The following is a 6889-nucleotide window of genomic DNA, read 5'->3' on the forward strand; positions in this document are numbered from 1 at the left end:
TTTTTCATAAGATAATAGAATTTATATATCGTACAGCTAGGACAGCTTCTTCCTATGGAATGAGGCAGGACGTTTCAACGGGAGCGGGGTGTGGTATGATGAAGGGAATCAGGTAAGGAAGTGATGAATGATGGATTTATTCTCTTATCAACAGGATGCTCAGCCACAGGGGCGCTTGCTCGCTGATCGGATGCGGCCAGAGCAGCTTGATGAATATATCGGGCAAGAGCATATTATTGGGCCAGGCAAGCTGCTGCGCAGGGCGATTGAGGCCGATCAGGTGTCGTCGATTCTGCTGTACGGTCCTCCAGGCTGCGGGAAGACAACGCTGGCTCACATCATATCGCGGCATACACAAGGACAATTCGTGCGGCTCAATGCTGTCGATGCCTCTGTGAAGGATGTGCGTGAGGTAATTGAGCAGGCGCACAGCAACAAAGCTTTGTACGGAACCAAGACAATCCTGTTCCTGGACGAGGTTCATCGTTTCAACAGCTCCCGTCAGGATGCACTGCTTCCAGCTGTGGAGAAAGGAACGATTACCTTCATAGGCGCAACTACCGAGAACCCGTTTCATTATGTAAACGGGGCCTTGATGAGCCGTTCTACGCTGTTCCAGCTAGAGCCGCTGAACAAGGAGCATTCCTTGCTGGCGATGAGACGAGCGTTACTGGATCAGGACAAGGGACTGGGCTTCATGAAGCTTAGCGTGGATGAGGAAGCTCTCGTGCACATTGCCACGATGGCAAATGGGGATATCAGGCGAGCGCTGAATGCGCTAGAGCTGGCAGCTATGACTACTCCGCCAGAGCAGGATGGCACGGTTCATATTACACTCGCTGTGGCCGAGGAATCTATTCGCCGCCCGATCGTTAGGGCAGATGAGTCCACACAGTACGATGTACTGTCTGCTTTTCACAAAAGTATTCGCGGCTCTAGTGACGCAGCTTTGTTCTGGTTCTTATACGCCGTCGAGAAGCTGGGTATGGACCCGATGACATTCATACGGCGCTTGATTGCAGCCAGCAGCGAGGATATCGGGCTTGCGAATCCGCAGGCGATGGTACAGGCAGTCAGTGCATTGGACGCGTATCGGAACAACGGGTGGCCGGAAGCCAAGCTGAATATTGCGCAGGCCATCCTGTTCGCTGTCGAAAGTCCAAAGTCAAATGCAGTATATACAGCCATCTCCAATGCCATGAGTGCCATGGACGAGATCAGATCAGCCGAGGTACCGCTCCACCTGCGTGACACGCACTATAAAGGTGCTGAGAAGCTGGGGCATCAGGGGTATCAATACCCCCATAATTATCCGAATCATTATGTGAAGCAGCAATATCTCCCTGACTCACTTGCGGGTAGAAGCTTCTACGCCGCTACAGAGCAGGGGAATGAGAATAAGATTAAGCAAAACCAGCAATGGCGCCGCGGCCAGGATCAATCCTAGGGGAGTGTCGAACGGATGAAAGATATCGTGTATCTGGGGATGGGTGGCTGGCTAGGAGCCTGGGCGCGTTACGGACTGCAGCTGGCTGTTCCACAGCTAGCGAACGGGTTCCCGGTAGCGGTGCTGACGATTAATCTTGTGGGCTGCCTGTTCCTGGGCTGGTTCTTCACGGTAGCTCTGCGTTCCTCCAGAATCACGCCTCGTGTAAGATTGATGATTGGGACCGGATTCACCGGGGCCTTTACGACCTTTTCTACCTTCGCGGTGGATATCCTTCGTCTCTTCATGCTTGGGCAAATTATAGAGCCACTAGTATATATGCTAACCAGTCTGGTCGGAGGGATAGTGCTGGCCTGGGCTGGTATTCGTCTGGGTATGTACATGAATGAACGGCTGATGATGCGGGAAGGTTCCTCCAGGAAAGGAGAGGGCGTATAATGCTGCTGTGGATCGGTCTGGGAGGCGTTGCAGGGGCAATCTGCCGTTACCGTCTTGGATTGTGGGCGGGAAGCCACTGGGGAACGGCCTTTCCCTGGGGAACCTTCCTCATTAATATCAGTGGCTCTGCCCTGCTGGGAATGCTATTCATGCTGCATGAGACTGCTGCGTTGTCGTCAGCGCTGTGGGGGCTGCTCGGCATTGGCTTTTGCGGAGCATATACGACATTCTCAACGTTCGGCTACGAGACTGTACAGCTGTTAGAGAAAGGACAGTACGGACGAGCAGTCCTGTATGTATTAGGTTCGACAGTACTGGCTGTAGCTGCTGCTGGCTTGGGCATGTTATTCATGTGGTTCCTGAGTTGAGCCGCCAAGAAACGTAGCGGAGGGCATAGGATGCTTCATATTAGGCGTTTTTTTACTTCTATCATGATCATTAATACACATTGTACACCTTCCGCCGCATTTGAATGAAGGTACGAATCAGCATTCTCAGCTTGTTAAGGTTCAATAAATAATACCAGAACTAACACCCTTATCCCATTCATATGCAGGATAAGGGTGTTAAGCATGTATTCGATTGAACATATTGCCCAGGATATTGATACCCGGATACAGATTTTCCTATTCATTTACGTTCCCTGCGGACCCAGAACTGGAAGACGTCACTTCTTAGATAATCAAAGGAATATAGCACTTCCCGATTCTGCTGGTCATAGTGCAATTGTTTCATGAGAAGAACCGGTGTTTCCTCCTGATGATTCTGCAATCGCACCGCATGTTTGTCCTTTTTGGAAGGAACCACGAGTTCTGTATCAGCTCTCGCAATATAAATTTTGCACTGTTCCTCCAAAAAGTTAAACAAGGAACCAGAGAAGTCTATTTGTTCAAAAGCACCTACTACCAGATCCTTAGGCATGATGTTAATCGAATAGGCAACAGCTTCTCCGTCTGCATACCGAACTCTCTCCATCTTCACAACCCGTGAGCCCTCTTCAATGTTCAGCGCATCAGCCCATTCCTTGGTGCATTCCACTTCTCCGATCATTTCCTTACGATCCGTTTCAGTTAAGCCCTCTAGCTTGATCATCGTTCCAATGCTCTGAAGAAACTCGAGACGACTAGGGATACTTGGCAGTGGTTTGATTACAAAGGTACCTACCCCATGTCTTACGAGTAGCTTTCCATCTTGCTCCAATAGCTTGATTGCTGCGCGAAGCGTCTCTCTGCTGACACCGAAATGCTTGGCCAGTTCATACTCGGAAGGAATTTTTTGTCCTACATTCCATATATTACTTTCAATCATCGTTTCCAGCTCATGCTTGATATGTTGATAGCCTCCCAATGAATCAACCTCATCTCCTGTAGTTTTCACTTAGAATTGGAGCGGACTGATCGTTTAATCCGCTCTTCTGAACGTATTACGGCAGTTGTATATGCAGGATGACCTCTCCAACAGGCACATGATGCAGAATGGGGAGTACACCGCCAGGCCTACTTTATGAAGTTCCTCCCATCGAACGCTTGATGTAGAACACGGAGAACACTAGGACCAGCATGACCATGATTACCGATGCTGCTGCTCCGTAGCCAATCTGCAGATTGTACACGCCTTGCTTGTAAATGTACTGTGTAATTGTTGTCGTAGAATTTGCTGGCCCGCCACCGGTTAAGATATTGACTTTATCAAATAACCGGAACGTATCTATCGTCCGTAGCAGTATGACCATGAACAAGGTCGGCATAATATTCGGTAGTGTAATATGAATGAACATACGCAGCTTGCCTGCACCGTCTACTTTTGCAGCCTCAAATTGTGAACGTGGAACCGACTGTAGACCTGCATATAACAATAGGAAGGCAAACGGTGTCCATTGCCAAATATCAATGAATAAAATGGCATTGAAGGCAATGTTAATGTCCATCAGGAAGTTAAACGGCCCGACACCGAACCAGTGGAGCAGATGGTTAACAATACCGTTATGATTGCTGAGCATCATTTGCCAGATTAATGCCACTGTAACCGGTGGTAGCAAAGATGGGATTAGCATTGTAATCCGCAGCACCTTTTGTCCGCGTCTCAGGCTCTCAATAAGCACAGCGATTCCAAGGCCCAGAGCCGTTTCAATAGAAACGGCCAGGATCATGAATTTAATGGTATTCCAGACGGCTTGGAGGAACTGCTCATCCTGAAGGATCTTGATATAATTACTGAATCCAATGAACTGCTTGTCATCGGTTGCCAGGTAATAATAATCGGTGAAGCTGTTGGTAACGGTAAAGATAAACGGAAACACGGTCACGCCAAGCAATAACAATGTTACGGGTGCCAGCATCGCCCATTGAAAGCCTCGTTTACTAGCCAAGTTCATTCCACTCCTTTAATTTTGAATGAACCTCTTATTGCATGATGTCATTCATCGCCTTGTTGGCATCCGCCAGTGCTTTATCCACTGTTTTTGTGCCGGCAATAGCTGCGGACAATTCAGCGCCGAGTGCCTCTTCGACTTGCGACCATTTTGCTGTTCTTGGTCTGGCTACGGAGTTTTGCAACGCCTCTAGCATGACAGGGAAGTGCTTATACTTTGCGACAAGCTCGGCATCCTGATAGACACTCTTCCGAGTAGGTACGCCACCATGCTCAACCATTTGTTTTTGCGTGTCGCTACTCGTGATAAAGGTCAAGAATTCAGCAGCAAGCTCCGGGTTGTGGGAGTTCGCAGTTACACCCATCATCCAGTTACCAATCATACCTGTGGATACGGATTGAGCATCAGATGATGCTTTGGCCGGGATCGCAGCATAGTTTGCGCTTGCTGTCTCGCCTTTGATGAACCATGATGGCCAGCCTAGTGCCATGGCAGCACGACCTTCCGAGACGGAGCCGACGATGTCAGTATTTTCAAAGTTCTCACCCACAGCAAGCAGCCCAATGTACGTTTCTAATGCTTGTCTACCAGCCTCGGAGTCGATTTGTGCTTTCCAGTTATCATCGAAGATCTGACCGCCATACGCCCAGAACAGAGGCAAGAAATCAGACACAATCGGATTTCCTTGTTGACCACGGATCACGTAGCCTGTAGTCCCATCCTTAGCATGGATGGCTTTGGCCATCTCAAGCACATCCGCCCAGTTCGTCGGAACGTCGTAATTATGGCTAGCGAGCAGCTCTTGGTTGTAGAAGAATAGTTGTACGTTACCCGAGAAAGGTAAGGCATACAGATCACCAGTAGCATAGGGAGACTTGCCGAGCGCAAGAGAGGACTCCTCAAAGTCAGCATCTTCCTGGATTCCGAGGTCAGACAGCTTGGCAAAGATACCTGCTTCACTGAATTGAGGCATCCATGGATCGTCTGCCATAATCAGGTCATATGCTCCATTGCTATTTTTGGCATCGAGTGATATTTTCTGCTTCAAATCTGCCGATTCCAGTCCGATAATATCAACCTTCACATTGTGCGTGGCCTCGAACGATTCTTTTACTGCATTCATCGCATCGACATGGGAGCCACCTCTGGCAGCGACAACTAGTTTTTCTGCTCCCTGGCTCGGACTTTGCCCCATAGCCGGCTCTTGAGATTGACATCCGGTGAATATCACCGCCGTTGTTAACAACGTACTCAGCATATACGACATTTTTTTTCTCATTTTTATCTCATCTCCTATTCTTTAACTGCACCAGCAGTTAAGCCGCTAATTAAATGTTTTTGTAAGAAGATCGCAGTCAGCAGGACAGGCAGCACAGACACTAGGCCGCCACCTGCAACCTTACCCCATTCTGTTAGTTCCTGTTCACTGTTCAGCGTGGCGAGCTTGAGCGGAATCGTGAAGCTGTCAGGACTCTGGATGAAGATGACGCTGTATAGGTATTCATTCCATGAAGCCATGAAGGATAAAATCGTCACGGCAGCAATGCCTGGTAACACAAGCGGTAGCATCACTTTGTAAAAAATCTCAAATTCAGATGCACCATCAATCCGCGCACTTTCCTCAATTTCCCCCGGCACGCCGTAGAAGAATGCCATCATAAACCAAATGACGAGTGGCATGTTCATCAGGACATGTGCGATAATAATCGGAATTTTCGTATTCAATAATCCTGCATCGTTCATCATGATGTATAGAGGAAGTGCAAAAGTAATCGGCGGCAGGACTCGAACCAGTAAGATCCATACCATGAGGGAACTTTTGAAAAGTTTATAACTGCTTCTGAAGGTTCTCCGTCCAAGCACATACGCACAGGACAATCCAAAAGCGAGCACAATTAGCAAAGAGCTGACAGTGATCACAAAGCTATTGAGCAATGGTTGTATATAGTGGTCTTCCTTAAAAATGCTAAAAATGTGTTCTAAGGTTACTGATCTTGGAAATAGAGATACTTCTGTGAATAAATCTGAAGATTGTTGAGTAGCAATGACGAGCATCCAATAGATCGGAAACAGCGTCCATAGAAGTAGAATTATGAAAATTCCATATTTTAGACTTGCGCTTAATCTATTCAATCGGTTCTCCTTCCCCTCATTTGTCTAGACGTCTATACGACTACTATAAATTTGAATTATTTGCTGAATATCATCGAAATATTAAGCAGTGTTAATTCAAGGGAGGAATGCTCGGAGAAATATTGAGATTTCTCACCAACCTGTCTGATTGCACGGAAATAAGAGCTTGGATAATGAAGTGAGGGAAGAGCAGGAAGCAAAAAAAATGGTCAAGACCCCATTTAGTGGACATTGAAAAAACACCTAAGCTAGAAACTGGCGTCGGTACTCTACCGGCGTCAGTTTGTTTAATTTACGCTGTGGTCGTCTTCGGTTGTAAAAACGTATGTATTTCTCAATTCGTCTTTGTGCCTCTGCCAGATTTCGTATATCATAGGGATAGAGTCCTTCCGTTTTGAGATGCGAGAAGAAACTCTCCATGGAGGCGTTGTCTAGGCAATTGCCCCGGCGAGACATGCTGATTTGGGCGCCAACCTTTGGCAGCATGTCGTGGTAAGCAT

General features: G+C 47.7%; 8 protein-coding genes. 3 read left to right on the forward strand and 5 right to left on the reverse strand.

Annotated elements, in window-relative coordinates; genetic code table 11:
- Positions 1-130 precede the first annotated feature (130 nt).
- Genes D328_RS0125040 through crcB (D328_RS0125050) form a run of 3 tightly spaced genes read left to right on the forward strand, consistent with a single transcriptional unit; the run spans position 131 to position 2253 of the window.
- The gene (locus D328_RS0125040) at positions 131-1447 is read left to right on the forward strand and encodes a replication-associated recombination protein A (protein ID WP_026281370.1); all 1317 of its coding nucleotides are present in this window, start codon (positions 131-133) and stop codon (positions 1445-1447) included.
- A 15-nt stretch (positions 1448-1462) separates the two neighbouring features.
- On the forward strand, positions 1463-1885 hold the full coding sequence (gene crcB / locus D328_RS0125045) for a fluoride efflux transporter CrcB (RefSeq protein WP_018887794.1): 423 nt from the start codon (positions 1463-1465) through the stop codon (positions 1883-1885).
- Positions 1885-2253: a fluoride efflux transporter CrcB gene (gene crcB / locus D328_RS0125050; protein WP_018887795.1), complete on the forward strand. Its 369-nt coding sequence runs from the start codon at positions 1885-1887 to the stop codon at positions 2251-2253. Before crcB (D328_RS0125045) ends, crcB (D328_RS0125050) begins: the two co-directional genes overlap by 1 nt.
- Positions 2254-2515: 262 nt before the next feature.
- Here the strand turns inward: crcB (D328_RS0125050) and D328_RS0125055 are convergent, their stop codons facing one another.
- From D328_RS0125055 to D328_RS30875, 5 genes are all read right to left on the reverse strand, one after another.
- The gene (locus tag D328_RS0125055; protein ID WP_018887796.1) at positions 2516-3232 is read right to left on the reverse strand and encodes a GntR family transcriptional regulator; all 717 of its coding nucleotides are present in this window, start codon (positions 3230-3232) and stop codon (positions 2516-2518) included.
- Positions 3233-3386: 154 nt separating this feature from the next.
- Positions 3387-4253 carry a carbohydrate ABC transporter permease gene (locus D328_RS0125060; RefSeq protein WP_018887797.1) on the reverse strand — a complete coding sequence of 289 codons (867 nt, stop codon included), beginning with the start codon at positions 4251-4253 and terminating at the stop codon, positions 3387-3389.
- Between the two features lie 34 nt (positions 4254-4287).
- Positions 4288-5535 (reverse strand): extracellular solute-binding protein, encoded by a 1248-nt coding sequence (locus tag D328_RS0125065; protein WP_018887798.1) that lies wholly within the window; start codon positions 5533-5535, stop codon positions 4288-4290.
- A gap of 14 nt (positions 5536-5549) precedes the next feature.
- Positions 5550-6311 (reverse strand): carbohydrate ABC transporter permease, encoded by a 762-nt coding sequence (locus D328_RS0125070; protein WP_154659328.1) that lies wholly within the window; start codon positions 6309-6311, stop codon positions 5550-5552.
- A gap of 321 nt (positions 6312-6632) precedes the next feature.
- On the reverse strand, positions 6633-6889 hold a 257-nt coding region (locus D328_RS30875), incomplete at its 5' end, for an IS3 family transposase (protein ID WP_018887800.1).

Source organism: Paenibacillus massiliensis 2301065 = DSM 16942 (assembly GCF_000377505.1).
GTDB classification, from domain to species: Bacteria; Bacillota; Bacilli; order Paenibacillales; family Paenibacillaceae; genus Paenibacillus; species Paenibacillus massiliensis.